Annotated in this window: 30 protein-coding genes and 2 pseudogenes; 14 read left to right on the forward strand and 18 right to left on the reverse strand. The window is 54.0% G+C overall.

Annotated features, from left to right (window positions below; translation table 11 throughout):
- Positions 1-363: 363 nt before the first annotated feature.
- Both KVG95_RS20965 and KVG95_RS20970 read right to left on the reverse strand, forming a co-directional pair.
- Positions 364-1,830: a carbohydrate-binding protein gene (locus tag KVG95_RS20965; RefSeq protein WP_217857780.1), complete on the reverse strand. Its 1,467-nt coding sequence runs from the start codon at positions 1,828-1,830 to the stop codon at positions 364-366.
- 47 nt (positions 1,831-1,877) lie between these two features.
- Positions 1,878-2,513 (reverse strand): lytic polysaccharide monooxygenase auxiliary activity family 9 protein, encoded by a 636-nt coding sequence (locus tag KVG95_RS20970; protein WP_217857781.1) that lies wholly within the window; start codon positions 2,511-2,513, stop codon positions 1,878-1,880.
- Between the two features lie 400 nt (positions 2,514-2,913).
- Here KVG95_RS20970 and KVG95_RS20975 point away from each other — a divergent pair, with 400 nt between their 5' ends.
- Positions 2,914-4,602 (forward strand): FAD-binding protein, encoded by a 1,689-nt coding sequence (locus tag KVG95_RS20975; protein WP_217857782.1) that lies wholly within the window; start codon positions 2,914-2,916, stop codon positions 4,600-4,602.
- A gap of 115 nt (positions 4,603-4,717) precedes the next feature.
- Here KVG95_RS20975 and KVG95_RS20980 read toward each other — a convergent pair.
- From KVG95_RS20980 to KVG95_RS30200, 3 genes and pseudogenes are all read right to left on the reverse strand, one after another.
- Positions 4,718-5,004 (reverse strand): annotated as a pseudogene (locus KVG95_RS20980) (DNA adenine methylase); the annotation flags it as partial.
- Between the two features lie 57 nt (positions 5,005-5,061).
- On the reverse strand, positions 5,062-5,895 hold the full coding sequence (locus tag KVG95_RS30195; protein ID WP_367616784.1) for a reverse transcriptase domain-containing protein: 834 nt from the start codon (positions 5,893-5,895) through the stop codon (positions 5,062-5,064).
- Positions 5,847-6,605, reverse strand: a complete 759-nt coding sequence (locus KVG95_RS30200; protein ID WP_367616785.1) for a reverse transcriptase domain-containing protein — start codon at positions 6,603-6,605, stop codon at positions 5,847-5,849. The genes KVG95_RS30195 and KVG95_RS30200 overlap by 49 nt, the downstream gene beginning before the upstream one ends.
- Before the next feature lie 388 nt (positions 6,606-6,993).
- Here KVG95_RS30200 and tnpB point away from each other — a divergent pair, with 388 nt between their 5' ends.
- From tnpB to KVG95_RS21005, 4 genes and pseudogenes are all read left to right on the forward strand, one after another.
- Positions 6,994-7,335 carry an IS66 family insertion sequence element accessory protein TnpB gene (gene tnpB / locus KVG95_RS20990; RefSeq protein ID WP_225923244.1) on the forward strand — a complete coding sequence of 114 codons (342 nt, stop codon included), beginning with the start codon at positions 6,994-6,996 and terminating at the stop codon, positions 7,333-7,335.
- 18 nt (positions 7,336-7,353) lie between these two features.
- Positions 7,354-7,536, forward strand: a pseudogene (locus KVG95_RS20995) (IS66 family transposase); the annotation flags it as partial.
- Entirely contained in the window at positions 7,519-7,809 is a 291-nt protein-coding gene (locus tag KVG95_RS21000) for a group II intron maturase-specific domain-containing protein (protein ID WP_225923255.1), read from the forward strand. The pseudogene KVG95_RS20995 and the gene KVG95_RS21000, both read left to right, overlap by 18 nt.
- Before the next feature lie 136 nt (positions 7,810-7,945).
- Positions 7,946-8,341 (forward strand): DUF4145 domain-containing protein, encoded by a 396-nt coding sequence (locus KVG95_RS21005; protein ID WP_217857783.1) that lies wholly within the window; start codon positions 7,946-7,948, stop codon positions 8,339-8,341.
- 85 nt (positions 8,342-8,426) lie between these two features.
- On the opposite strand, the gene KVG95_RS21010 is transcribed toward KVG95_RS21005, so the two are convergent.
- From KVG95_RS21010 to KVG95_RS21045, 8 genes are all read right to left on the reverse strand, one after another.
- Entirely contained in the window at positions 8,427-9,860 is a 1,434-nt protein-coding gene (locus KVG95_RS21010) for a serralysin family metalloprotease (protein WP_217857784.1), read from the reverse strand.
- Between the two features lie 77 nt (positions 9,861-9,937).
- A complete protein-coding gene (gene sseE / locus KVG95_RS21015) occupies positions 9,938-10,414 on the reverse strand; it encodes a type III secretion system effector protein SseE (RefSeq protein ID WP_217857785.1) in 477 nt (158 codons plus the stop codon).
- A 1-nt stretch (position 10,415) separates the two neighbouring features.
- A complete protein-coding gene (sseD, locus tag KVG95_RS21020) occupies positions 10,416-10,949 on the reverse strand; it encodes a type III secretion system translocon protein SseD (RefSeq protein ID WP_217857786.1) in 534 nt (177 codons plus the stop codon).
- A 69-nt stretch (positions 10,950-11,018) separates the two neighbouring features.
- Positions 11,019-12,491, reverse strand: coding sequence for a type III secretion system translocon subunit SseC family protein (gene sctE / locus KVG95_RS21025; protein ID WP_217857787.1), 1,473 nt, complete (start codon positions 12,489-12,491; stop codon positions 11,019-11,021).
- A 14-nt stretch (positions 12,492-12,505) separates the two neighbouring features.
- A complete protein-coding gene (locus KVG95_RS21030) occupies positions 12,506-12,991 on the reverse strand; it encodes a SycD/LcrH family type III secretion system chaperone (RefSeq protein WP_217857788.1) in 486 nt (161 codons plus the stop codon).
- 134 nt (positions 12,992-13,125) lie between these two features.
- Positions 13,126-13,680 carry a hypothetical protein gene (locus KVG95_RS21035; protein WP_217857789.1) on the reverse strand — a complete coding sequence of 185 codons (555 nt, stop codon included), beginning with the start codon at positions 13,678-13,680 and terminating at the stop codon, positions 13,126-13,128.
- A gap of 16 nt (positions 13,681-13,696) precedes the next feature.
- Complete coding sequence (locus KVG95_RS21040) at positions 13,697-14,056, reverse strand: hypothetical protein (RefSeq protein ID WP_217857790.1); 360 nt, start codon at positions 14,054-14,056, stop codon at positions 13,697-13,699.
- Between the two features lie 123 nt (positions 14,057-14,179).
- The gene (locus KVG95_RS21045) at positions 14,180-14,965 is read right to left on the reverse strand and encodes a hypothetical protein (RefSeq protein WP_217857791.1); all 786 of its coding nucleotides are present in this window, start codon (positions 14,963-14,965) and stop codon (positions 14,180-14,182) included.
- Positions 14,966-15,256: 291 nt separating this feature from the next.
- Here KVG95_RS21045 and KVG95_RS21050 point away from each other — a divergent pair, with 291 nt between their 5' ends.
- From KVG95_RS21050 to sctW, 8 genes are read left to right on the forward strand one after another with little or no spacing between them, the layout of a single operon-like run.
- A complete protein-coding gene (locus KVG95_RS21050) occupies positions 15,257-15,979 on the forward strand; it encodes a helix-turn-helix transcriptional regulator (protein WP_217857792.1) in 723 nt (240 codons plus the stop codon).
- Between the two features lie 6 nt (positions 15,980-15,985).
- The gene (sctF, locus tag KVG95_RS21055) at positions 15,986-16,201 is read left to right on the forward strand and encodes a type III secretion system needle filament subunit SctF (protein WP_217857793.1); all 216 of its coding nucleotides are present in this window, start codon (positions 15,986-15,988) and stop codon (positions 16,199-16,201) included.
- Positions 16,198-16,485 (forward strand): EscG/YscG/SsaH family type III secretion system needle protein co-chaperone, encoded by a 288-nt coding sequence (locus tag KVG95_RS21060; RefSeq protein WP_217857794.1) that lies wholly within the window; start codon positions 16,198-16,200, stop codon positions 16,483-16,485. The genes sctF and KVG95_RS21060 overlap by 4 nt, the downstream gene beginning before the upstream one ends.
- A 9-nt stretch (positions 16,486-16,494) precedes the next feature.
- Positions 16,495-16,827 (forward strand): type III secretion system inner rod subunit SctI, encoded by a 333-nt coding sequence (sctI, locus tag KVG95_RS21065; protein WP_217857795.1) that lies wholly within the window; start codon positions 16,495-16,497, stop codon positions 16,825-16,827.
- Positions 16,824-17,564 (forward strand): type III secretion system inner membrane ring lipoprotein SctJ, encoded by a 741-nt coding sequence (gene sctJ, locus KVG95_RS21070; protein ID WP_217857796.1) that lies wholly within the window; start codon positions 16,824-16,826, stop codon positions 17,562-17,564. Before sctI ends, sctJ begins: the two co-directional genes overlap by 4 nt.
- Positions 17,561-18,151, forward strand: a complete 591-nt coding sequence (locus KVG95_RS21075; protein WP_217857797.1) for a type III secretion system domain-containing protein — start codon at positions 17,561-17,563, stop codon at positions 18,149-18,151. Before sctJ ends, KVG95_RS21075 begins: the two co-directional genes overlap by 4 nt.
- Positions 18,148-18,918, forward strand: coding sequence for a hypothetical protein (locus KVG95_RS21080; protein WP_217857798.1), 771 nt, complete (start codon positions 18,148-18,150; stop codon positions 18,916-18,918). Before KVG95_RS21075 ends, KVG95_RS21080 begins: the two co-directional genes overlap by 4 nt.
- The gene (gene sctW / locus KVG95_RS21085) at positions 18,806-19,903 is read left to right on the forward strand and encodes a type III secretion system gatekeeper subunit SctW (protein WP_217857799.1); all 1,098 of its coding nucleotides are present in this window, start codon (positions 18,806-18,808) and stop codon (positions 19,901-19,903) included. Before KVG95_RS21080 ends, sctW begins: the two co-directional genes overlap by 113 nt.
- 3 nt (positions 19,904-19,906) lie before the next feature.
- On the opposite strand, the gene KVG95_RS21090 is transcribed toward sctW, so the two are convergent.
- Genes KVG95_RS21090 through KVG95_RS21105 form a run of 4 tightly spaced genes read right to left on the reverse strand, consistent with a single transcriptional unit; the run spans position 19,907 to position 23,283 of the window.
- A complete protein-coding gene (locus KVG95_RS21090; protein WP_217857800.1) occupies positions 19,907-20,131 on the reverse strand; it encodes an EscE/YscE/SsaE family type III secretion system needle protein co-chaperone in 225 nt (74 codons plus the stop codon).
- Positions 20,132-20,157: 26 nt separating this feature from the next.
- A complete protein-coding gene (sctD, locus tag KVG95_RS21095) occupies positions 20,158-21,375 on the reverse strand; it encodes a type III secretion system inner membrane ring subunit SctD (RefSeq protein ID WP_217857801.1) in 1,218 nt (405 codons plus the stop codon).
- Positions 21,376-21,385: 10 nt separating this feature from the next.
- Positions 21,386-22,855 carry an EscC/YscC/HrcC family type III secretion system outer membrane ring protein gene (locus tag KVG95_RS21100; protein ID WP_217857802.1) on the reverse strand — a complete coding sequence of 490 codons (1,470 nt, stop codon included), beginning with the start codon at positions 22,853-22,855 and terminating at the stop codon, positions 21,386-21,388.
- 32 nt (positions 22,856-22,887) lie between these two features.
- Positions 22,888-23,283, reverse strand: coding sequence for a hypothetical protein (locus KVG95_RS21105; protein WP_217857803.1), 396 nt, complete (start codon positions 23,281-23,283; stop codon positions 22,888-22,890).
- Positions 23,284-23,404: 121 nt separating this feature from the next.
- Here KVG95_RS21105 and KVG95_RS21110 point away from each other — a divergent pair, with 121 nt between their 5' ends.
- On the forward strand, positions 23,405-24,055 hold the full coding sequence (locus KVG95_RS21110) for a two component system response regulator (protein ID WP_217857804.1): 651 nt from the start codon (positions 23,405-23,407) through the stop codon (positions 24,053-24,055).
- Between the two features lie 15 nt (positions 24,056-24,070).
- Here KVG95_RS21110 and KVG95_RS21115 read toward each other — a convergent pair whose 3' ends face one another.
- Positions 24,071-26,959, reverse strand: coding sequence for a two component system sensor kinase (locus tag KVG95_RS21115; RefSeq protein WP_217857805.1), 2,889 nt, complete (start codon positions 26,957-26,959; stop codon positions 24,071-24,073).
- Positions 26,960-26,989 lie beyond the last annotated feature (30 nt).

Here is a 26,989-nt window from a genome sequence, read left to right on the forward strand (position 1 = left end):
ACGTGGTCGAGTCGGTGGCCGTCTGAAAGGCCTGCCCTCTGAGGCGAAAGCGACGGCTATGACCGCAGAAACGCTGTACCGAGAGGAGCGGTTAAGTGTTAGCGCCATTGGCAATAAAATGCAGATATCTAAAAGTACGCTTTACCGTTACCTCCGGCATTGCGGCATGCCGGCCATATTAAACAGGGACTGGCCCGATTGAAGAAAATGGATATCGGCTAACACATGGTCCCACTGGTCGAACGCCGCTATCTTTCCTCGTGCAACATGACCTGCACAAAGCCATGATTCCAAAATCCAGAAAATCGTTTTTTTCGAAGGCAAAGAAAAGCCCGGCATTTCTGCCGAGCTTTGCATACCGCTCTAAGCGCGCCGTTTGATTGCGACCTTCGACCACAGAGTAAAGGCGACTGGTGGTGTCCAGCCTGAGTTTGATGTGTGCTCTTGCAGGCACAAGTACTTATTGCCTTCGTAAGTCACGCCATCCTCCTTGCGATACCGATGGTTCAATTGCCATTCAGGATACTCTGGGTCTGTTATGTCTCCAGCGGTTCTAACGCTCAGGCTCTTGCTGGGAAGCGACTCTTTTCCCGAAGAGTCTGTTGCCGTAACAAAGTAGCTGTACTGAGTGTTCGGTGTTAGACCTGAGTCTTCCAGCGTCAAGGTCGCCGTATGGCCTATTGGAGTCCCATTTCGGTACAGCGTGTATGTTTCGATCGGACGAGGACCGGCTGAAGCCCCCCAACTCAAGGTCATGTTGGTTTCAGTCACGTCCCTAGAGGACAAATTTGCGGGAGCCGTTGGCCGGTCACCGATACCTGTCTCACCGTGAATTAACGGGGCATAGCGATTGTAGAACTCCCAATCGTAGGGAACATTATCTCTGCTAACGCCATCGTCCCAGTTGATCGACCAGGTCATCAGTCCTTTGATGGAGTGGCTGGCAGCATCGAGACGTTTGAACGCATTAACTACCGCAGCAGGCTCAATTACATAGCCTGTAGCCGCAGCGTCAACGTTGGCAGGTAAGCCAATGACGAACTTGTCCGCGGGAATGGCGATGTAGTCCCGAGTGCCGGTTACCAAGCTTTCGGTCAGGTAGTAAAGAAAGTCCTCTTTCATCGCATCATTGTTCTGCGCAATCCAGGCCCCCTGACCGTCATTGAACTCTTGAACCCAGATCCCATCGCCACCTTGGTTGTAGTATTGAGGCGCGATGAAGTCGTAGTACCCCTCAAGCGCCTGAACGTAACCAACATACTTGCCGTCAACCCTGAGATAGGGAAACTCAGGCGCCATGCTGATGATGAAATGCTTTCCCTCACCCTTGTAGTGATCCTTCACCAGTTTCAAGGCTGCAGGCAGCACCGTCTTGTTGTCAGCGAAATCAATGGCGTTTTGCTCAAGGTCGATGTCCAACCCATCGAAGCCGTAGATTTCAACCAAGCGGATGATCTCATTCGCCAGTGGTTGTTCATCCCCTTTGCGCAACTCGATATGAGCGTCGGCGCCACCCAACGAGATCAAGACAGCCCTTCCCTGACTGTTCAGCACGCCTACCTGGCGGCGAAACTCGTCGTCGGAGAGGTTATAGGGTTTGAAAGTAGGAATGCCCTGGCCTTTCATAAAAGCCACAGCAACAACGTTGTAGTCCTTGGGTACATCCACCAGATCCAGATTGGCGAACTGCCCACCTTGATAACCGTCACCATGGCCAGCCGGCCAGTTATGCCAAAAACCCATCAGGATTTTTTTATTGGCAATGCTAGGCATCAAAGAGGCTGAATCACTTACTTTGGACTTCAGTAATGAAAAATCAATCTTAGACATTGCTCTATTCCTTCAGAACTATACCAGGAGCCGTACATGGCCCGACTTTATTTAAAGTTCACATCAAACGCCTGATAGAACGCATTGCCAGTATCAGCAACCACCCAAAGTAAGACAATGACATGATGACCGTGCTTACCCGTTGGCAGCTTTACTTCATGTTCAATCTTCGCCTTCAATTCGGCGGCATGCTGGTAGTACGGAACCTGAGTATAAAAATCATCGTAGAAGGACTTTGGTTCAAGCTGAGCGCGGCTGATACGCTTTTCAGGATCCCAACCGTCTTTGGTGATAAACCAACTGTAACCCCGAGTCACGTGAGGCATGGTGTATACCCATTTGACATGAAACGTCTGGCCCGGGTCGACATTCAACAGAGGCCAGGTAAATGGGCGATTTAGCTTTTGGCTCATTTCCTCGTTAGTGAAGTTAACGCAGTCGCGGGCATCAGTCTTGCCACCACTGAGGATATAATCATCCGCCGGTGGCACAAGGCTCACGTTGTCAGTCTCATAAGGCCTTGGGAATGGGCCTGCAGTCAATGATGGAAAGTTCTTACCTCCTTCCATTTCATTAGCCTGCCAGTCAAGGATAAGACCTTCGTCTGTCGCAATAGCAGAACGACTAGGAGGGGAAATTACACGACCGTGTTTCAACTGCGGTTTGGATTCTGGCTTATTCATTGGTTCATTCCTTTGATTAGTTGATCTCCTCTCTAGAGGAGAACTCTCAGGCTAGCGCAAGGTTTTAGATTGTCCACCATAAAAAATAAATACGACCACAAAAGCAGAAGAACACAAGGTGGTGAACTCTCCCAACACCCGTACTTCACTCTTCTCCACCAAAAATAAACAGATGAGAAGGTACTATCAAACTGATACCAACCTATAACCTTTCGAAATACATATCTAGAAAAATATAACTTTAACTTCTTGAGCAAGAAGCATGGACAGCATGAAAATGTCGGCTAAGGTGAGATAGTGCCCTAGTGAGATACGCATTTAAACTCCGATTGGGCGAGAAAAACCTCAGGACACTTGCGCAAAGCATGGCGCATATTTTTTTGCAAGGAGGCGCACAAACATGAGCACGACAAAAAGCACTTCGGACTTCATTACAATAACGGAAGACAACAAGACATTTTCAACCTTACAGAAAGGCTTCAATCTCCGATGGCCACCAAGTGCCGGAACAGGAGCGAAACGAATCTACGTATGCAAAACACCAGAAGGAGTACTAGACGCTGCGAATGAAGCACTATCACAAGGCTTTCGGATCACCATAAGGAGCGGAGCGCATTGCTATGAAGGCTTCGTATCGAACCAGCTAAACAACGAAAACTTGGCAATTATTGACGTGGGCGAACTCAAAGGGTTTTCTCATGATACTGATGGTAAAATTCAGCCTCTATATAAACATGACAGCAATACCCCAACAAATTATAAATACGCCGCATTCACAGGCAGTCAAAACTGGGATGGTTATGTGGCAATGTATAAACAGAGCGGTAAGACAATACCTGGCGGTTCGTGCTATTCCGTAGGGGTTGGTGGCCACATTAGCGGCGGCGGATACGGTTTACTGTCTCGCCTTCAGGGGTTGACCGTCGACTGGGTAACAGGAGTGGACATCCTGATTCCGGACCCAGCCAATAGCGGCAGATCGTTAATCCCTGTCCATGTCAGTCCGAGTTCAAATCTTAAAATACATCGAGAACTTTTCAAGGCTTGTTGTGGGGCCGGCGGCGGAAATTTCGGCATAATTATTCGATACTACTTCGACGACCTGCCCGAGCCCCCACAAAAAGCTTATTGGACAACGCTCTCTTGGGATTGGTCAGACTTCGACAAAATCAGTTTTAGAAAGTTTCTGCGCGGATATCACGACTGGTTCGCCAAAAACGATTCAGACGCAACCTCAAATGTTTTGTCCAAAGCAAACGGTGGTCTTTTTACCCTACTGAAACTGAATCACATCGACTCCAACCCGAAAGTTATTCTGGCCATCCAATACACGGGACGCGATGGCATGGTGGGCGATCACGAACGAGATGCACCATTTAACGATTTTCTCTCAGCAATAAACAGTGCAGCACCGGGCCACGGCAAACTATACGACGGCTTCGTATTACCAAACATCGCACCAAGACCTCATAGCATGGCCGGCGGTGCTATCACCAAAGCTTCGCCAGGACTTCTTATGGACTGGTTCTATATCACCCAGATGATTAATGCGTCAGGAAACAATCAAAGAGGAAAATATAAATCCGCCTACCAAGTGGATAATTTTACCAACGAAGAATGCGATGCATTTTACAACAATCTCAGCCCCCCTTCCAAAGATGGGACATTCAGTCAATCACTTGTCCAAATTGATTCTTATGGTGGAAAAATCAATAGCTTCGGTCAAGGAGACACCGCAGTACCACAACGCAAATCATTATTAAAGTCTCAATATCAAACCTACTGGACTGACCCTGCTCAAGATAATATTCAACTCGCATGGATCAATAAAATCTACGAAGACGTCCACGCTAGTCAACTCAACAAGCGACCTGGCATCGAGGGGCGATATGAAGGGTGCTACATCAACTATCCGGATGTGGACATGCTATTGGTAAACGGCACGCCTGATGATAGTTGGCTTGAGCTTTACTATGGAAATGCGGGTTTGGTAGAGGAGTTAATTTTCTTGAAGAACCAGGTAGACCCTAACAACCTTTTCAGGCACCAGATGTCGATACCGCTAGCACGAGACAGTAAAAGACAATAAGGGACGGACATTCCCGATAGCATGCACTGCCTCGGCAGTGCATGCTATCTTTTTGGGATCAATTAGCCCACGACTCAAAGAACATAAAGCAACGCTCGTCAATAAGAAAAGTGTCACGCATGAAGTCGGCCATCCACTCGTAGTTCTCAAACGGAAAGTCCACCCCATACCCGGTGGTCTGCCAGTAAGGTGCGTTTATGTAGTGGAAGGTGTGGGAACGGTCGTAGCGTTCGGCACAATTCAACCAAGGCACTTTCGACATAGGTGCCGGACAGACGCAGCCAAGCGCCAAAAGGTTTCTTCGATCCACAGAAGGTTGATGGCCGGACCGGTGGTGGCAGTACCAAACGTCTGCCCGGTGACCTTGCCGGCAAATGCATGGTGCTGCAGGTAGAAGAACCGGTCGCGGTAGGAATGGCAGTCACCTGCCACCCCCCGCACAGATCCGTACGTGCGGAATTACCGCATACGGCTCCTGCCTTGGGTTTTAACGCCGAAGCGGGTTATGGGATGAGGATGCATTGGTAGCTCGCGCGGATAGGGAATGAACAGCCTGGCTAGCGCAGTCATGCGCTCCCAGTTCAGTCGCTGACTCCGCCGTTTAAGGGCATGCCTCCACGCTCCGATAATTTCCCGGCGAAAAGCATCCAGCCTCCGTGTATTACCGGGTACGTGGTAGTAATTGCAATAACCTCTAAACAGCTGACTCAACCACTGTCCGATCACAGGGACAGGCTCGTGCCTGCGCTTATGCAACTGTGCCCGTATTTCCTTGAGCATTGCTCTCATACGTTTGCTGATGGTCGAGCGCCCCACCACGAACATCCCGTTCTTGGTTTGACTACAGAAATGCGTGAACCCGAGGAAATCGAAAGTTTCCGGTTTCCCTTCGCCACGCTTCTTGCAGTCTTCGGCCGCGAACCAGCCAAACCGCAGCAGACGTGTTTTCTCTGGGTGTAGAGTCAGGTTGAACTGAGCGAGTCGAGCTTCCAAAGCATGGCGAAAGCTCCATGCATCTTCACGCTTTTCGAACCCAAGCACGCTGTCGTCTGCATACCGCACGGCAATCATCTCGCCCTGTGCTGTACGCCCACGCCATTGCCTAATCCACAAATCCATCACGTAGTGCAGGTAGATATTGGCCAGCAACGGTGAAATAGGCGCGCCTTGCGGTGTGCCCTGCTTCGCCGGGATTCGCTTTCCATTCTCGATAACGCCAGTACGGAGCCATCGAGCTATCAACCCTAACACTCGCCTATCTGGATTCGGTGTTGCAAGAAGCACATCATCCATTCGTGATCGATCGTGTCAAAGAACGCACGAATATCCACGTCCAATATCCACCGAACCCGAGAGTTCTGTATTCCCACCGACAAAGCATCCAATGCATCGTGTTGCCCTCGACCAGGGCGAAACCCATACGAGAGTCCGAGAAAATTCTGCTCATAGATCGCATTGAGCACCTGCACTACTGCTGTCTGGACGATCTTATCTTCCAGCGCGGTGACACCCAGCGGTCGCTCGCTGCCATCTGCCTTCGGGACGAAAACCCGTCGAACAGGTTTGGCTCGGTACCGCCCACTGTGCACTTTGTCATGCAAGGTTTTCAGTTTCTCTTGAAGATCTTGCTCGTACTCTCGCCACGATATTCCATCCACACCACAGGCGGCGTCTCGCTTGAGGTTGTAAAAACTCTCGCGTAGTAGCTCGACCGTGACGTGGTGCAATAAACTCGTGAACTTGACCCGGCGATCCTGCCGGGCTGCTTGACGTACAGCGGGCAACCCTGACAACGCGCTTATCCGGCTCTGCGTCCGGGGCGCGGAAAGTTGCTCACTGTTCCCCTTGGCTAGCCCCCTTTCCTCCATCACCTCCGCCGGGCCAGGCCCATTGTTCGGCAACTTCTCAGGTACTACGGGGCTATCCGACTTCTCATTCGCGTAGACGGCAGACGCTCGGCTTGTGGCCTTTCCTGCCCCGTCTGGCTTGTCACGACCAGACACGAATGAGATCTCCCAGCTTCCGTACAGTTGACTTCCCAGCATGCTCAGGGTCTACGACCGCGCAGGGCGTGATACATGACTTGCGATTATCGTCATGCACACTGTGGCCTTCCGCTTCGCTTAACAGCGTCGGCGCCCCGGACTCATGATTTCGCGGCTCAATGGCTGGCCTGCTGGTTTCCCCTGCCAACGCTTCGCCGTACACCTCACGGTGCACAACGCATGACTCGGGGTCGAGGTGTTTCGCCATAACTTCTCTCGTAGGGACTTTCACCCTTTATCAACTGCCAGCTTGGCTGGCGCACTAACTGCTCCATGAACCCCACATTCAAAGCCGCAATTTGATGCCGGATGCTGTGCTCCCGATTTCTTTCCGGAGCCAGCCCTTATGATGCGTCCCGACGCTAAAGTGGAAAAAGTGTATCTGTACCCCAAACCCGTGGACTTCCGAAAATCCATCGACGGCTTGGCCGCCCTAGTCGAGTTGGATATCAAAGTCGCGGGATTCGACCCAGTGCTTTTTGTTTTTCTCAACAAGCCCCGTAACCGAGTGAAGATTTTGTACTGGGAGCGCAACGGCTTCTGCCTTTGGCTCAAGCGCCTCGAGTCCGAGCGTTCTAAAACCGCCCCTGCCCTCACCGACGAGGCCATTGTCTTGAGTGTTGAACTCAACTGGTTACTGGACGGTTTTGATCTAGCGCAGCCGTCCGCATCAGGTTTTGACGCCTGATTGGGTATAATCCGCGGCATGATTTCCATACCCGACCACCTTCTCGATGACCCAGCTGCGCTCAAGCAATTGATTGCTCAGATGCAGTCGAAAGTCGCTCATCTCGAAGAGCAGAATGCACTGCTCCGCCAGCGCCTGTTCGGTCGCAAGTCGGAGCAAACAGTTGATCCGGCGACGCCACAATTGGCCCTTTTCAATGACTGGCGCATCCATCGATCCGCGGCGTATGACTTGGGGGCTTTTTCCCGCAGATACAACGCCGTGATCCGAGGATGGATCGAATACTACGGCAAATTCTGGTACAGGAACTTCAGCTATCGCTTGTGGAGTGCGCTGCAATCGCGCTTTCTCAAGTGGATGAAGAGCAAGTACCGGATCTCGACGCGTCAAGCGGAGCATCGGCTGCGCCTTGTTCGAAAAGGGAACCCGGAGTTGTTCGCGCATTGGTATCTACTACGTGCATCGAATGTGTGATCAAGAGCCGTATGACGGGAGACTGTCACGTACGGTTCTGTGAGCAGCCGAGAGGTGAAATTCCCTTCGGCTGACTCGACTCAGCGACACCCCCAACGGGGCGACGGCCAGACATGCACCGCCCGCCAATCCTGATATGCCTGATGACATTCGCAGAGACTACGATGAAGCCAGCGCGATTCTTGAGTTATCTCCACGCGGTGCAGCCACGCTGATCCGCTTAGGAATTCAAAAGCCGTGCAAGGATCTCGGTCAACCGGGCGAGAACATAAACAAGGACATTGGTGCACGCGTGGCTGGTGGTTTAGATGCACGACTTCAACAGACACTCGATGCCGTCAGGGTCATAGGGAATAATGCGGTCCACCCCGGACAGATCGAAATCAGAGTGAACAAAATCCAAGAACTGAAAGACCGTAAGGGGGAAACGGTGTCCTGTCTTTCATGGGGCTCGTTCATCACCGGCATGAGCCTGGTGGTGGGGATGTTGTGCCTGCGTGAAACCAAGGATGTAGATCAGGACAAAAACTGACCACACAAAAAAGGTCCATCCACGTTGGCCATGGGGGGACCTTCCTTACAAGAGAGCGAAGTCGGTCGCTCTCTTGTATTGAGGCTTACGCCACGATATCCGTCATCGCAGCCTGGCCCACCGTGCCCACGGCAAAGCCCGCCACACCCATGCCGTCAAGGTCGACATGCAGGCTCGTCTGGTTGGTTTCAGCGAAGTAAGTCAGGACCGCATCACCCGCATGACCGGTGAAGCCGCTGACGAAGTTCAGTATTGCACCACCTGAAGCGAACTGCGCGAGGCCCGACAGATCGATCTTGTCCTGGCCACTGGTGAAGTCCATGATCCAGTCCGGTGCGTTGTACTGGGAATCGCTGGCAGCACCAAACACAAAGGTGTCCGACCCCGTACCACCCCACAAGGTATCGCCACCACCACCGCCGTAGAGAATGTCGTTACCGGCTCCGCCTTCCAGCAAGTTGGCCACCGCGTTGCCGATCAGCAGATCATTTCCTGAACCGCCGAGAGCGGCTTCCACCGTCACGCCCTGAGCGATCGAGACGTTGCCCACCAGGCCGCCGACATCGGAGAATGAGCCTTGGTTGAGGTTAATCTTCTGATTTTGGGTAAAACCGGAGAAGTCCAGCGTGTCATTGCCACCGCCATCCCACACCGAGAACACCACTTTGGAGGCCGCCGACGTCGCGCTGAAGAAATCGCGATCGGCGTTGGAATTAAAGCCGTACACGGTGTTATCGGCACGGGTCTCCATATTGGCCCCGTAGAGCTTTTGCACGGCCGCGATGTCGTCCATCAACGGTGCCGAGGCATAAGCGCCGCTACCGTCCTTGCTGAAGTTCTGGTTGGTGTTGCTCTCGCTCCAGTAGCTCATCAAGCTGTAGCCGCGCGTGTCTTGTGCGTAGGTCACGTCGTTATAGATCGGGTTACCGTTACCCGCGTTATAGACGCCAGGATGGGACAGGCCCAGGCTGTGGCCGATTTCATGGGTCAGGGTCTGCCGGCCATAGTTGCCATGGTCCGGGGTCTTGTTGACCTGATATTGGTCGTTGATCAGGTACCACGACTGACCGTCGTAGCCGCTGCCCGACGGTAGAAACGCAAAGGCGGCGCCACCGGTGCTGACGTTGTAGTTCCCGAAACTCAGGTTACCGTCACCATTCGCCGCGTCTTGTATGAACGTCACGTTGGCCACGTCCGACCAAGATTGCAATGCGAGTATTGCCTGGGCTTTCTGCTGCGCGCTGAACTCGCTGAAATCCCCCAGTCGCGAGTCGTAATTGGAGGGAGTGGAGGTCATGAAACTGAATCCCAGCTCGATCTTGCCATTACCGTCCTTGTCGTGCCAGGACATGTTTTTGCGCAAGATCGAATCGGCTGCCTGGTCGGCAGTGAACGACGGTTTGCCGTTGATCAGTTCTGAGCCACCACGGTCGTACAAATGGTTGAAGGCATCGACCTGGCTGTAGGCCGAACTGACCCGGCCCGAGGCCTCCATCACTTTTGCTTTTGTCTGTGACATTGCTTACATCCTTGTTTCAAGTAGTCAATTACGATAGATATTGAGTAAGTTAGAGCCCTGATTATTCAGGGCTTTTTCTATGCTGGCTTCTGAAAAAATCTCCCACTGGATAAAATATCGTTTCCGACCGACACCGGTCTTTTCGACATCAACGGATAAACCAGCCAGGGCTTCCCATCGACCTCCTGCCACGACGCACCTTTCGCCTCCAGAACACTGGCCAGCCGTTCACGAACCCCATTGAGCTCCGGGTTCGCTATGCGCTCAATGAACATCCCTCGCACCGCGTGCAGTTGCTGGACGTTGCGCTCGATCCGGTGAATCAAATGGACGAACTGAGCGACCGCTCCACTCGTACCTTGGGCCCCCTCTTTGGCGGTGAAATCGCAAACGATCAATGTATCTTCTTCAAGCCGGTAGACCAGTTCCAGATCCCCAAGGTGAATCCGCCAGCCGATGACGAAGTCGCTTCTTTCAAAATAGGCGACTTCTGGCTGCAAGCCTTGTGACCTTAGAAACTGCGTAACGGGATCAACGGATTTAAGTGCCTGCATCTCACCTCGCCCTCATTTGCACTGCATTCGCCATGCGCTCATAGAGCCCGACCAGTTCGCGCGTTGCATCGCGCAACTGACGCGACGCCTCGGCAGCACGGTCAGCGGTGGCTGCAATGTTTTTCGCGAAATTATCCGCAGCGTTGGCCTGGAACTCACCCAGCAACTGTGCCTGCTGAGCCTCACGGCTAGTGCCCGCAGCCGCAACTGCGCCAGCCCCTTCAGCGGCTTTACCCAATCCGCTGGTGGCCGAGGAAGCCAATTGACTACCCGTCAGAGCACCGCCAAAACTGACGACCCCGGACACCATCTGACTGACTGCGTTTGTCACCGCTGCGTTATAAGTAAGCTCGATCGCTTCTTGCTTGGTCGCCATCGAGGTCATTTGTTTCGCGAATGCCGTTTGCTGCATATCGTCGTGAAATCCGCGCTGGGTATCGCGCATCTCGATATTCATTTTCTTCATCAGCAAGATGATTTCGTTGATCCGCGAGAAAGCCCCTTCACCCGTGTCAGAAATCCGAGTGATCCCCATGTCCTGCATCGGCGCTGGCGCCGACAACGGTTGGCTATTAACTGTAGTCATCGTTTTTTTCTCCTGATGTCAGACCATTGCCGAGGCGATCCGGACTTGCACTGCTCCGGTTTGAGCCATTGCCTTACTACCCTCTTGAACCACTTGTCCCTGACCCTCGATCAATTCGCCCATGCGCTTCATGGCGGCGTCTTTCTCCTCTTTATAGAAAGCGAAAAACGACTGCAGCCATTGCTGATCGAGAATCAACTGGCTGATCTCTTTCTGTAATCTGGCGCGATCCACTGCCAATGCTCCGGAGGTAATCTGACTGGCACCGGCGACAGCCCCTCGCGTGATATTGACCGCCGCGCAAGTCGAAGCCTTGAGCGCGACCTGAAGCACTTCACGATTGATCTCTTTGGTCACCGCCTTGGTTACTTCCTTGGCGGTCATTTCAACGCCCTTGTCGATCGCGCCGTGACCCACCTTCTTCACCGCTTTCGTGACGAGCTGTTCGATCGCTTCCTGGGAGAATTTTTCCAGCATCAGGTTCACACCGAGCTGCTGCACGACTTTCTGCGCGGCTTCTTTACCCACAGTTTTGGACGCCTCCAACGTCGCCTTACCAAGACTTTGGGCAATCTGTCCCGAAACCTGCGACGCCACTTCCTTACCGACCATCTTCGCCGTCTGATCGATCGCGCCCTTGCTACCGGCCTTGATCCCGGCGACCAGCGCTTGCTCAGCACCCTCCTTCATTACCGTGCCCGCCACTTTCGGGATCACCTTGGTCACCAACATATTGCGCGCAGCACTCGTCACATCGACGACGGCACCGGCGATTTCAAAACTCAGCTGGACGGTTCCCGCGGCATCGGCGACCGCCTTGTATTTCTCGGCGTTGTCGGGGTCGATCAGCGCCAGGGTATTGGCTGTCGCCTTGACGACACCGGCAACCCCCGCCAACAGATCCATTGCGCCGCCGGCAACCTGCATGACATTGCCTGTCAGCGCCCCACCGACGATTTTTGCAATGCCCGAAACCACTTCGACGGCGGCAATGATCCAATCAAAGATCACCCCGAATATGCCAGCCTTCTTGGCTTTATCTTGCTGCTCGATGGCTTTGTCCATCTGCTCGCGAAAATCGACAATTTCTTGCTGACGAATTTTTTCCTGCTTGTCGGTCATGATCGCCATGGCTTTGGATTTCGCCACGGCGGTACTCCCCAGGATCTCGCTGGAAAGCAGCGTCGACGCCAGCATGATCGAATCCATAGGGATTTTTTCGATGTCTTTCAGACTGATCGAAGCGCCGTTTTCGCCCTTCACTTCGACGTTCGCCAAGATCCGCTCCATCGCCTTCATCGCGTCAAGCTGCGAGACCATCAGCTTCGCCGCAGGCGGTGTGTTCACCCGCGAATGCTGCTGGCTCAAAGCATCGCCGAACACATTCGAGGTACCGCGCAAAACACGAGCGCTACTGCGCACCTCACTGGCAGATTTTTTGGGGTCCGGCGCGAGCAATGATTCGGTTTGTGTCTCGGCCAACGGGCGCATGTTCAACATAACGGTCATGCTGACACCTCCACCGCGCAATGCGCGAGCAGCTGTGCCGCACTGCGTTGAATCGTCTCGTGTTCAGGGCTCTGATTGCACCATTTGATCGCCGCATTGAAGGCTTTGCGAGCTAACTCGGTATTGCCGATTACGCTATGACTGATCCCTGCGAAATATGCTGAACGGGGGTCGTCGACCTTGATCATGCCGGCACGACCAAAGCTTACGACAGCGTCCTCGTGCAACCCCAGACGCTGATGGCACAAGCCCAAAGCCAACCAACAGTCAAAGTTCCAGTGATCAATACGCACCAGCACGTAATACACATTACGTGCGCCCTCTATTTCACCGGCATCGAACAGCTGTGTCGCGTAGGCATATAGCTGGTCGACGTCGTTTTGTTTGATATCCGCCAACATGCGAATGGAACCACCGCGTGCGAAGAAGTGCTGTAGCACCTCGTGGTCGTCCTGACCGACGCTGGAAACAGGTTGTGTCATGATGACTCCTTGCAATAACTGCCGAATTACCTGCCCTCCCCCGGCCCAGCACTACCGCTACAGATACCGATGGAAAGCTCATCAGTCGTTGCCGGCCGGAACACTGCAACCTGCCCAGCCAGCGCAGGATCCGATCAACGGATGGCCGAAGCGGTACCCTTGGTCATTTCCGCCAGCATGCTCTGCATGCTTTGCGTCAATTGGTTAGAGGTGCTGTAGTTCTGCATGATCTGTTGCAACTTCAGCTGGCTCTGTTGGTTGAAGTCCGTCGCACGACCTGCCACCGACTCAAGCGACGACTTGACCATCATCAAGTCGCCTTTATCGAGTGTTTTACCCTTCACACCAATGAACTCATCAATGGTCTTGCCATCGACCAGAATGTTGTTGGCTTTCATATACGCAATGGCCCCGTCCGGCAGTTCCAGCTTGTCCGTTGGCTTCTCCAACTTGGCCATGATGCCTTCGACCAGGTTGGCCTTGTCTTGCGCATCACGGGCGATTTCAGACTTCCTGTTCATCTGCACGAACAGTTCGTTGCCCGACTGAGTGAGTTGCAACATGATGTTCTGCATGGTCTGCAGACCGTTACTGAACATCGATTGCGAATTCGCCACGCTCTGCGGCGTTGGGCGCACAGCCTCAAGAGGACTGATCGAAGCGGACGGGGCGACAGAAATACTCATCATTGACTCTCCAGAGGGTTCAAACAAAGGCGCGGTTGAACTTTTTCAACGCGTTGTTTTTTGGCGTGGGTACGCCGTTTCCTGCTGCTTCGTTATGGGCAAGGGACAATGAACGCAGTTGCTCCCCGAGCTTTTTCAAACTCATTTCAGATATCGCAAACTTTTCGACGATTTGACGCTGCGATTGATTGCCGTCACGGGCCATAAATTCATTGAGCTTCTGCAACTTCTTTCTTGCTGCCGGATCAAAGTCCGCACTGTTTTCAAGCGCAGAGACCTCGACCTGCAACAACTCAAATTCTTTCGCTTGACGGGCAAAGGTTGATTTACTTTTATCAAGTTCGACGAGCATGCTTTTCAATGTCTCAAGCTCCCCCACAAACCGCTCCTTTCTACAGGGTAAAGTAATAATAACCAGTCACTCTTGCTGACGCTTACTAAAGCCAGCGGCGCTTTACTTTTTCACCTCCGCCACCCTCTATTACTTCGCCCGCATACCTCATTAACGGATGGCAGAAGCGGTACCCTTGGTCATTTCAGCCAACATACTCTGCATGCTTTGTGTCAACTGACTGGAGGTGCTGTAGTTCTGCATGATCTGTTGCAACTTCAGTTGACTCTGTTGGTTGAAGTCCGTCGCACGACCTGCCACCGACTCAAGCGAAGACTTGACCATCATCAGATCGCCCTTATCGAAATTCATCGAATCCGCAAGCGCCTGGCGAAGCGTATTCATATGCTCGGCACTGACCTTCTGACCGCTGGCATTACCGACTTCCGGTAAGCTCCAGACATAGTCGGAGGCCTTCTGCCCCTCGACTTTTATGTTGTTGTCATCCATGTATTGCAGTACTTCTTGCCAAGAGCCAGTCTGCATCCCGTCAGGTCCAACAGCGGCGATCTTGCCGGCCAGCGTATCCAGACTCGCCTGCGCCCCGGCTTTCGCAGCAATAAACTCATCAATGGTCTTGCCGCCGACCAGAATATTGTGGGTCCGCATATACACGACCGCACTTTCAGGCAACGCCAGCGTGTCACTCGGTTTTACCAACCTGGACATAACCGCTTCAACCTGATTGGCCATATCCTGCGCATTACGGGCGATCTCGGATTTCTTGTTCATCTGCACGAACAGTTCGTTGCCCGACTGAGCGAGCTGCAACATGATGTTCTGCATGGTCATCAGGCCGCTACTGAACATCGACTGCAAATTTGCCACGCTTTGCGGTGTTGGGCGCGCAGCCTCAAGAGGACTGATTGAAGTGGGTGGTGTTACAGACATATTCATATATGGACTCTCCATAGGTATAACGCAGGCGTGAGCACTTTTTAATAGAAGCTTCTTTTCGCGATGACCATCCGATAGTACGGAACCACTCAGCCCGACCTTCTGAAATCCCGCCAAACATTCCAGTTTTGACCGAGCACTCACCACCCACTCGCACCTTACATATTTACTCAATACCTATCGAAATCCGCTCAGCGCCCTCATCTTTCAGGTGAACACCGGATGTATAGTTCTCCGGCGACGCGTAACCATGGACGCAATAAAGCAGTGACTAACAACAAGGGAGGACCGATGCAGGCAGTGCGACTTTTATTCGGTAAGTACGGTGGGAAGGTGTATGTTGACGACAAAGTACAGGTCATTGCGCCTAACTCTGTCGTCGTGGCACACAACGGCCCTGTCCCCTGCAACACGGGCAGCGATATCCAATACTTCGACTTCTACCCCGCCGATTTCCAACGGTTATATGCCGATGTTGTGGATCTGCTTGGCGCACCCCATCGCACGTTATTCTGGCGCGACCCCATCAGAATGGTGAAGGCGCAAGCCGAGGTCATCAGTGTGCTTGAGCTGCTCGCCCAGGGCACACCCGACACGCTTTTGCGCTTTGCTTACATCTACTGCCTGGGAGTCGATCGGCGCTACTTCTCGGCACTGCTCCAGCACATCATGACCGGCGATGAACCCTTCTTCGAATTTATCGAAACACACTCACTGAATCAGTGGTCGGTCGCCCGGTATGCGCAGGAGTTCGACATGCCGCTGCGCAAATTCAACCTCCTATTCCAGGAAAAATACGGCCTTACCGCAAAACGCTGGCTGCTTGAACGGCGGCTGACCCATGCCCGCGAACTGTTGCTGTCGACGCCCATGCGCATACTCGATATCGCCCTCGAATGCGGCTTTTCCAATCACGGACACTTCACTGAAAGTTTTCGCAGGCGTTTTCTCTGCAACCCCACCCAACTCCGCATCCAGACAAATCTCATCAGCGCAATCAACGACGCAGAGTAACCGGCCATGGATATCGAAACCGTCAACAACCAGCTCTCGCAAATGGTCGAGAAAGCCGGCAATGACGTTCAGTCAAAGATGACTGCTGCCGACATGAATGATCCGGTGCGCATGCTCCAGGCGCAATTTGCGATTCAGCAGTACTCCACCTTCGTCACCTATCAAAGTGCCGTGATGAAAGCCGTCAAGGACATGCTGTCAGGGATCATTCAGAAAATATGAACCCGCTTGAAACCGATATTTGTCGCCTGATCAGTGAGACCGGCCTGGCGGCGGTCAACCACGGCTTTATCGAGCAGGTCGAGACGATCCGTACAGCGCTCCCCTACCTGATCAAAGATCCAGGAGATCGGCAGGTTATCCAAGCAGCCTTATTGATCGGGCTCAAGCAAGCGGATGTCGCCCTGAAACTGCTGGCCAACAACTCGTCAGACGAAGCACACATGCTGCGTCGTTTGATCGAAAGCGATCCCGTTCGCCGCTGTCCGTCGCCATTACCTGGATGAAAAAATCAAATGGAAATCGAAGCCACCCGCATGACCGCCATGCAAACGCCAACCGAATCCCCGCCTCCCCTCGTCGCTCCGGCGGACATCGAGGCCTTCACCCAAGCGCTATTCGGCCATACGGCAAAAACCCCGGAGGCATTTGCGCTAACCAACCTGCAAGACAAATCTCAAGCCCTGGACAGCAGCATCGCCAATGCGCGCGAAAGCGTGCTCGATAGCCCGTTAAAGATGCTCTCCGCACAGTCGAACATGCTGCACTCCATCGTTGAGGTCGACCTGATCGCAAAAACCGCCGGAGCCCTTGCCCAAGGGGTGAATAAGCTGGTGAGTATGCAATGACAAAACGCCTGATACGGTTTGGCTGCATGGGCGTGATTACCCTGATGCTGGCCGGTTGCAAAATCGATCTGTATAGCGAGCTGTCCGAAGCAGAAGCCAACCAGATGCTGGCCATGCTGCTGCTACGCAATATCGATGCGCAGAAGGAGGTCGCAAAGGGTGGACTTGTCACGATCAAGGTCGACAAGGAGCAGTTCGTCAATGCGGTCGAGCTGTTGCGACAAAATGGGTTACCACGAAAAAAAGTGGCGACGATGGAGGAGTTGTTTCCCTCTGGCCAACTGGTGACATCACCGGCTCAAGAACACGCGAAGATCACCTACCTGAAAGAACAGCAGTTGGAAAAAATGTTGCGGGCAATGGATGGCGTCATCATTGCGCAGGTATCGATTGGTGAAGGCACCAGTCAGAACCCGCGCGAAACACCTAAACCCTCGGCCTCGGTATTCATCAAGTACAGCCCCGAACGCAACTTGCTCAATCGCGAAACAGACATCAAAAGCCTGATCTACAACAGCGTGCCGAACTTGCGAACGGAGAACATCAGCATCGTGCTGCAGGCCGCCGATTACCGCTATCAACCCCTGTCTGAAGCGGACATGACGGCCGAGGACCAGAACAACAGGTGGACGTGGCTTGCCCAAAACCGTCTGTTGCTCGCTTTATCCTTGGGCGCTTTGGCCGTACTTGTTGCAGTGATGTCATACGGTCGATTGCCCAGGTCTGACCGGCGATGACAAAGGCATCAATTTCCAGTTCCATGCAGCGCTTGCATCAACTTGGCTGGCAACCCGGTGCGGGGATGCATGACGATTGGTGGGCACAACCCGAACTCACCCGATGGCAGATCTGCTATCAACACTACCCGGCTTGTCGGCCGACTATCGACAAGCTGATTCTCCAGCACCATGGCTTCGATCTGGCGGCACTACCCGGCAGCCTCACTACACAGCAACAAGCCCTGCTTGCGCTTGAGCCACGCTTTACCCAAATGATTATCGCGCTCGGAGTGATTGCGCTGAACTGCCCCGATCACTTATTGATGAAAGCGTACCGCCAGGCACTTATGCCACATCTTGACGAACGCGATTGCGAGCAACTGCTGGCGTTGCACCACGGCTGGAGTCGCGACGAATACGCAGTGCCGGTCGACACGCTGACCAACACCGCACTCAACATCGGCACGCGCTGGTGGCTTCGAGACTCCAGCGATTGCCCGGTGAGTCGCGTACTGGCGATGCAGTTACCTCGCATCGCCGATCAAGCCATCGCGATACCTGAAAACGCCGTCAACTGGCTGATCAGAATAGGACGATTCCTGTGAGCGCCCTGAACATCCCATGCCTTTATCTATCCGGTGCCACACCCCACAGCGCGGTCATTCCTGCCGTTGAACTGGCGGACTATTTCAACGCCACCTCAATACTTATCGAAGCCCGCGAAGAAGCCGAGGCAATACTGCAACAAGCCCATGCAAGCCTGGCTGACGCTCAGCGCGATGCTCAACAGATCCGCGACAAAGCACATCACCAGGGTATTGCCGATGCCGCCAGCGAACTCGCTTCGCTGCGTACGGCACTCATCGATGAAACGCTGGAGTGGCTGGTCGCAGAAACAGCACTCGAAACCACCATCGCCCAGCACCTCGATACACGTCTGCGTGCTCTTGTCGGTGCGGTACTGGAGGAGTTCATCGGTGAGCAAGACGCCACGGAGCTGATTATTCGTCGGGTGCAACAACGACTCATGCATTTTCTCAGTGATGAAGCCATCACATTACGCGTTTCAACGTCGAGTAAAACGAAAGCGAAAGCTATCTTTTCCTCTTACAGCCAGGTTCGCGTGATCGCAGACACCTCTCTGCAAGACACCCAAGCCCTGTTGGAAACGCACCTTTTCACACTGCGAATTGATCTGGATCTCCATCTCCGATCACTCCTGTCGCGCTTAAGGCAGGTCAGCCGCGAGGACCTCATTGATGATCAACAAGACCGACTCTGCAAATCTCAAATCAGTGCCGGCGATTCAAAACACGCTACAACGGCCACCGACCAGCGCAACACAAGTTTTTCCCTCGCAATCAGCCATTGAGTTAGCCCGCGATGAGCTCGACATGCAGACCGATGGTTTCGAGTTCCTGCCCGTCGACAGGGTCGAAGATGCGGTGGCCGAAACCCTGGAGAATATGGGCTTTGCACTAGGTTCACGACAGCGTGCCACCAGACGAGGAACGAGTGATGGAAAAGCTGAACACCCACGCGCGCACGCGATGCTGCAACAGTTGGTCAAACAGATTACGGCAACGGCCTCGACCCAACTTGACGATCTGCATAGGCGCGCATCGGGTATCGATGAGGCATCCGATCTCATGGCGGCCATGCGCGAAGGTGGTCTCGATGCCGGTGAAATGACCTTGCTGCTGGCCTATTTGCTGGCGGGCCAGAATCTCTCCGGCGCACGTCGCAAGCGCTTGGACGACGCTCTGTCGGCGGTGATGGCCGATGATGAATGGTCGTTGCAACTCTTCACCCGACTGGAGTTCGGCGCAACCGGTAAAAGCGGTTTCGCCGAGCTCAAACACCTGTATCAGCGTGCGACGTCGCGGCGTACCCGTTTGGTGCAATGGTTCGAGGAGTTTCGTCAGCTGCACGATCGCAAACGCAAGCTGAAAACACTGATTCGCGCATTGGCCTTCGAACTTTCGGCCGAAGGACCGGCGATGGATATCCAGCTTGCGGCCGTCATTAGCGACCTGAAACGGATCATGATGTTTCTCGGGATGGAGGATCATTGTCAGCGCGTCGCACAAACGCTACGCATCGATGGTCTGGACGGCGACTCAGTGATTGAAACGCTCCTGGAGATCGTTCAGCAGTCCTGGATGCAGGCCGACTGGATCGAGCAGCGAACCGCCCGGCAGGTTCCTGACGAAACGCTGCACTACGCTTATGCGCGGCAAATAGGGGAGTTGGTCAAATTAATGACCGATGACTGCTTCGAGGATGACGAGCAGCGGAAAATGATTTCGAACGCGTTTGCCGAATACCAGGAAAAGCTCTCGGACCAGGGTGCATGACAATCAACGGGAGTGGTACCGATACCATAACTTTTCGATAACCTCTGCGGCACTGACGCAGGCGCTCGCACACTGCTCCAGGACCTGGTACCGAGCAGGTGCTTGCGGCAACCGCAATTGCTCGCGCAGTTGCTGTTCGGCCTGTCGCAGTTTATTCAATGAGCTGTCGCGCAATGTGCCCTGTGTATCGGCATGCAGCGCATCTTCCAGGTAGGTAATACGGGCCATTCGAGTTCCTGATTCAATCCTGCGGATTAAAGATCGAGCGGCAGCGAGACCAGCTCCTGCCCTTTGAGTAAAGCCATCGCCGAACGATTCAATGCATGAATCAAGTAGCCACTGGGCAATACACTGCCTTTTTGCAAGCGCATGCCGTTGGCCAGTTGAACGTAAGTAGAGTCAGTATTGCCACCAATACTGACGATTGCCGAAGGCAAGAACTGACTGGCTGAGGGAGCCCCGGGAATGTTCTGGAAAGCAGCCAGTAATCGCGGAGGGCCATCCTGATTAAAGGCTTTGATGACCTCTGCCACCGCCTGTAAACGCTGGGGAGCGAGCTGTCCGCTCACCCGTAAGGTCCTATCTGAAACAACGATGCTGAGACCGTCCAGAAGATTGCTCGCGGTCAGCCTGACGAGCAGACCATCGAACAATTGCGCATGGTCATTGACCACCGTCCAACCGCCCAACGCCGGTAGCGCCTGCAATTGCGCGCTGGCGTGTTGCCAGGCACGGTCGGCGACGATAGCACCGAGGATCACCACGCGATCCAGCGTCTCACCACTCTTTACCTCAACATCCCGATAACCGTCCAACGTCAGCACCGCAAGCACGCTTTGACGCAAGGTGTCGGCACAAACACTTTCGTCGTGCACGTACAGCCCTTTTTCACGCAACCGCAACCTCAGTCCGTCGACACTCGGGGTTGACCGACACATACCTTTAATCACCAGCCCCCGTTGTGCGACACGCATGACACTCAGGCCGGACAGTTCAGGGTTTTCCAGTTGCAGGGCCAGCCAGACATCAAGGTTAAACGGTGGAGCAACTGGAACCGGTTGCCAAAACACCAGCGCTACAGTGAACACCGCAACGAAACCGAGACCACCCGCGCACCATAATGACCAACAAGATTTGCGCGTAGCGGTTGGCGCCAAACGCACGGGCACTGGCAACGTCGGTAACTCATCGGTGGATGCGCCCAGAACGAATGCCTGCCCGGCTATATCAATGACCCCCCCGAACGGCAGCGCTTGCTCCATATCCCAGGAGCGGCCCGCCACCCATACTGGCGTTGCCGATACCAACATGATGCCCGTGTCATCAATCGACAGAATAGCCTGAATGCCTTGTTCAAGAGACAGTGCAATATCCGGGTCCGTGCCCCCCAGGCGCAACTCCCCGGTCGGCAAGGCCAGCTCGCGCCCCCTTAACGGCCCATTCAGCCATTTTAACTTGTAAGTGCATTCCATCATCGGCTCATCAAGATTGATGCCAAGGATCGGCCTTGATCAAAAACAAACGCACTGTCTGGCGATTAGTCTTCTGCGTCGTTCTAAACAGTTTGCCGAGCAATGGAATATCACCCAGCAGGGGAATTTTGCGCACGCTCTCACTTTCTTCGTCTTGAACAAAACCACCGAGCAGCAGAGCTTGTCCGGCCTTGAGTAACGCATGGGTCGATATTTCCGAATTCAGTGTTTGCGGCAGGGGTTCTGCCTGACTGACAGGACTGGTCTGCCGGCCATCCTGGATAATCAGTGTCAGCATGACCTCCTGCTGAGCCCCCTCACCGACCACCCGCGGTGTCACGCGCAGCAGCGAACCGGCCGAGATGGACTCAAGCCTGGCGACGTTTTCAGCCACAAGCTTGGTGTAAAAAGTGATATTGCGATCAAGCACCGCCTGCATGTTGTTCAGCGTAACGACCGATGGGCGCGACAATATCCGCGCTTTGGCATTTTTCTCCAGCGCACGGAGGCGAACCATGAAGTTGCCGGTATTACCGATCACCGTGGAAAAATTGCCGGAATCAAGTTCCGCGCCACTGTTGAAGCTGACCTCCCCACCACCGATGCGCGTTGACGCGGACCAGTCGACCCCCAGCGCGCTAAGGTCTTGCGAGTTGACATCAATGATTGCCACCGAAATCTCGACCAGTTCTGGCTTGTAATCGAGCTGGGCAATCAAGTCCGAATACAGCGGCAGATTGATCTTCCGGTCACGCACAAGTACCGCATTTTGCCGAGGGTCTGCAGAGAACATCGGCAGCGAACGATCACTCGACAGCTGCTCGCCCTGATTCTCCGTGAGCGGCAAGGTCCGCCCCTGGGCCATATCCTTCAACACCGAAACAATGCCCGGAATCACTACCTGCCGAGTACGGTAGGTGTACTGCGTATCGACGGCGGCAGCGTACTTCAATGGAAAGAGCTCCACCGCCTCCTGGTTCTGCTCGTGGTTGAGCTTCTGCTGGTCGATGCGTTCAGCCAGGCGCGCGACACGCTCCATACAGATCGGAACACCATGAACTTCCAATGCGTTCGATATTGGTACAGCGCGCACGCGGCAATAGCGACGATCCAGCACACCGGTGGCGCGTAACTGGGTAATCAGCGTTTGAACCGATAGATAAGCCGGGGTCAGCAGCTGGCTGCCAACCTCCTGCGTTTTGTAGACATAGATCGTTTGCCCGTCGTAATACCAGGCGAGTTGATAAAGCTGCGCCAGATGTTCGAGTGCCTGCTCAGGTTCCATATCGTGCAGACTGCCGATAAAGGCCTCACCCACCAGCGGACTGACGACCACCGGCAGCCGGTAATTGGCCCCCAGATCACGCAGAACGTCGGCAAGCTTGGTGCCCCGTGTGGCCAGGAAAAACGCGGGGGCCCCGTTAGTCGGGATCGCCCCTGTTGCGCTGCTGGCAACTCCAAATGCAATCAGGCCCACCATGCAATACCTGAGTAGATATGTGCTGCGCGTCCTCACGCCCAACGCCCCGCAACAGCGGAGTCTGTCGATTCCTGTTGCTCCTCGCCATGGGTCGCAAGCCAACGTGCGATCGTCAGTTGCCGGTTGATCCGGGTTTCCAGCTCGACAGATGTCAGATCGAGTTCATAGCGCCGCACCAGGAGCAACCGGTCACCTTCCAGCAGCAGGCTGTCGTCCAGACTGCCTGGCACTGATGCCAGCCACAGCGTTAACTGAATCAGCCATTGATCATCGATCGACGGACGCTCTATGACGAGGGCAACGCACAATCCCTGCGGGTATTCCCAGCACCACCCAGGCACATCAGAAAGTGTTATTAGCCAACGCCCACCCGAACGTTCGAGAGCAGAAATCGATTCAAGAGCAGCCAGAGCTGTGGGAAATTTCATACGACCATCAATGAAAAGAATTACACAATTCTGTCATCTCTCGTACAAATCTGAATCCGGTAATGACCTGAACCCTATAAGCTCCTGCCACTCACTTCATACAAAAAAACAGGCTTCAACTATGTTCTTACACCAGCAGACAGCCCTAAGCCCTCAACGCATTTTGATCGTCGAGGATCATTATTTGCTGAGCTATGGCATCAAAAATCTATTGTCGGCGATGCCCGGGTATGAAGTAGTTGGTGAAATTAATGACGGCTTACAGGTCTATACGGCCTGCCAGCAGCTGAGCCCCGATGTTGTATTGATCGACCTGGGTTTACCCGGGATGGATGGTATCGACATTATCCGCCAGCTGAAACGGCGCAGGCCCGAACTGGTGATTGTGGTAATTACCGCGGATGCTTCCGAACACCGCGCCCGCGACGCACTGGCTGCAGGCGCGCTCGGTTATGTTCTGAAAACGAGTTCGCAGCAGATACTACTTGCCGGGTTGCAAACAGCACTGGCAAGCAAGATATTTCTCGATCCCGCACTAGACGAAGCGCAGATCAGGTCTGAACCGAGTGCCTGTGGTCAGACCAGGTTGACCACGCGCGAACGCCAGATACTCAAGCTGATCGCCGAAGGCGGCCGCAACCGCGATATTGCCGAAAAGCTGACGATTACGATCAAGACCGTAGAAACCCATCGTCTAAACCTGATGCGCAAGCTCGATGCTCATAACATCGCAGAGCTGGTCAATTGGGCAGGCCGTCTGGGCATCCACTGATGCGCTGCAACTTCGTCATTTAGTCTGCTGGATCAGCCAACCGAGGTCGCTTACATCCTTGGCACTCGGCCAGTTACCCTGATGGATATGTAGTTCCTGCTGCTCCACCAGTTCGCACACCAGGCCCAAACCGCCCTGCCCGGCACAGCCTTTGAGGCTATGTAACAAATCCAGCAACTGCACTCGCTCATTCGCCTGCCTGGCCGCGGCAATATCTTTGTGAAGGGTTTCAAGCGTCTCATAAAGCTTGTTGCGCAAGGCTGCGTCAGCGAGATTGAGGAGCGGCTGTTGCAGCCCCTGGTTCGGCGCAAGATCGATACCACGCGCGAGTTGCAGCGACACAGCCTGCCCGACGCCGACCGCTAGTTGTTCAAGGCTGACGGGCTTTGCCAGATATCCATTCATACCGGCCGCCCTGGCCCTGTCGCGCTCGGCAGGCAACGCATTGGCCGTTAGCGCCATGATCGGCACATCCTGATCAAGCATCCCGCTAGCCATGTCACGCCAATACCTTGTGACCTGCAAACCATCCATCTCGGGCATGCGGATATCCATCAAGACCAGATCGAAAACCTGCTCACGCCCGAGTTGCAATGCCTCCTCACCCGTTGCAGCCGTTTGCGTCTGATGTCCAAGCTCACGGAGCATCTTGCCGACGATATCGCGATTGATCAGTATGTCGTCGACAATCAACACCTTGAGCGCCCACGGACAGGGAGCAATCGACGCAACCTCCTCACCCGGGATTTTTTCCTCGAAGACAATGGCACTCACCTTTTGCCACAGCCTGCCAGGCAAATAGACCAGCTCCGGCATATCGAGCAACGGTGAATCACCCGTTGCGGCCTGGATCCCCCAACTGCGTAACTGCTGATGCAACGCCGGCGGTGCGACGAGGCTCGCCGAGAATGCCAAGAGTGGCAAGGTGGGCTCATGCAGGGGTAGCAACAGCATAAAACGCGACCCAACGCCCACCTGACTGTCGAGTAGTATTTCCCCACCCATCAGATTGGCAAGCCGCGAAGCGATCGCCAGCCCAAGCCCACTGCCATTGTCGTGCGCCCGGACCTGGATGAATGGCATGAAAATGTCGAGCTGGTTTTCTTCCGGGATACCTTTACCCGTATCCCGGACCGTAATCACCAGCATATCTGCGCGCCGTTCCACCCGTACGTAGACCCCTCCGGATGAGGTGAACTTCACCGCATTGCCCAGCAGGTTGATCAGAATCTGTTGTACGCGGACGCTATCGAGCAACGCGGACTGTGGCACCTCCGCCGCCACCAGCGTCTGTAACGCCAGGCGCTTTTCCTGCGCCCGCAGATTGATCGTCAACAGCACCTGATCGAGCATGGGCAAAATCGCCGTCTGCTCATACGACAGCTCCAACTGCCCGGCTTCGATACGGGAGAAGTCCAACAGATTATTGACGATACTCAGCAAAAAACCGGACGACTGCCGCGCCGTACCGACCAGTTCCTGTTGCTGCACCGATAACGAACTGCGCTCCAGCAAGCTGAGTGCACCGATGATGCCGTTCAAGGGCGTGCGTATCTCATGACTGATACTTGTCAGATGCTCGCTTTTGCGGTGATTGGCTCGCTCTGCGATACGCTTGGCTACATCAAGTTCGCGGGTCCGCTCGCTGACTTTATCTTCGAGTGTCTGGTGGTAAGCATTGAGGGTTTTGAGCAGAGTATTGTAGGCACTGGCAATCCGTCCGAGCTCGTCCTTGCGGCCTTCCGGCAGCCGATCACTCAAGTCAGTTACTTTTTTCTGGCGATTGATGATCTCGACAATATGACTCAACGGTCGCCCAAGCCGCCGCTGTAAAACGAACGCTATGAGTATCAATAACAGCACCTGCGCCAAAAGCGTCCACGGCACCGTCGAACTCAACAGTGAAAGCACCCGACTCATCACCACGTCACTGGGCGCGACTGCCGTCAACTGCCACTCAGGTCCCTTGAGCGGAGTGCACTCGACGAAAAAATCCTCGACACGAGTGGACAACGATTGATGACAGTCTGGCAGACGCCCTTTTAAGGCAAGTAGAGCGGGAGGCTTGCTGAAGCTACTCCACAGTAGCGAGCCTGAACTGTCGCGCAAAATGTACAAAAACTCATACTTGCGCAGGTTCAGGTCATCGACGCGCAGCAATTGACCTGCCTTTACCGTTGAGTAGGCATTTCCCGCGATCACCGCGGTGCGCAAGGCGCCACTGGCGTCCTTGAATGCCGTCCCCCAGTGATTCCCGCTGATCGCAGAAGTGTATTGCTGCGACGAAAGTGCGCGCATTCTGATGTTCATATCGGCGGCAGACGAGATATCCGGCTTATAAAAAAACACTCCCTTGCCAGGCAATAACAGAAAGGTATCGATCCGTTTGACGGGATCAGAATCGCCAAATATTTCAATTGTCTGCCCGGCTGCCGCAATACTCGCCATGTCCACCGTCACACCTTCGAACGGGACAAATACCGTGTGCTTGAGCCGGGCGGTGTTATCGCTCGGCATATAGGTACGCGTACACAGCTCCCCCCACAGCCTGGACAATGTGTTTACCCTGATTTGGGCGAACTCATAACGTCGGCTTTCCTCTGCGGAAACCATTGCCAGTTCCCTGGCCAAGTCGACACGAATCTCGGTTTCGGCTTTGGTGTAGCGGTAGTAAAAGCTGATCGTCTCGGACAATAACCAGAAGGCACTCATTGCACAGGCAAGCGTGACGATGACCCTCCTGGTCAGTGAGGCCTCCCAAAATGTATGCATGCAGATGAAGAACCTCGACAGGTTGCGCCACGAATAGCGCCAAAAGAGATGCGCCAGTGATAGCGCTTCGTGATTCAGGTATTTACCGGATGGCCTGAAGGCCTGCCAATTGTAAATGATTGGCTCTAGCACAGGCACTTGCCATGTGGATACCCGAGTGCT

Source organism: Pseudomonas farris (genome assembly GCF_019145235.1).
GTDB classification, from domain to species: domain Bacteria; phylum Pseudomonadota; class Gammaproteobacteria; order Pseudomonadales; family Pseudomonadaceae; genus Aquipseudomonas; species Aquipseudomonas farris.